We start from the raw sequence: 298 nt of genomic DNA, 5'->3' as shown, positions 1-298 counted from the left end.
ACTGCTTAGACGGACATCCATCAGTCCGCGTCACTACCCTACTGCGTCCCCCCATTGCTCATAACGGCTTACGGTGGTACAGGAATTTCGACCTGTTGTCCTTCGACTACGCCTTTCGGCCTCGCCTTAGGTCCCGACTTACCCTGAGCGGACGAGCCTTCCTCAGGAACCCTTAGGCTTTCGGCGGATCAGATTCTCACTGATCTTTTCGTTACTCATACCGGCATTCTCACTTGTATAATGTCCAGCGCTCCTTACGGTACACCTTCAACCCTTATACAACGCTCCCCTACCCCTG

At 53.7% G+C, this 298-nt stretch carries 1 rRNA gene; it reads right to left on the bottom strand.

The annotated features are described in order from the left end of the window. Window positions 1-298, bottom strand: a 23S ribosomal RNA gene (locus AC6CIF_RS31925); the annotation flags it as partial.

Source organism: Paenibacillus sp. GQ49 (assembly GCF_059759055.1).
This window is presented reverse-complemented; position numbering and strand designations above follow the sequence as displayed.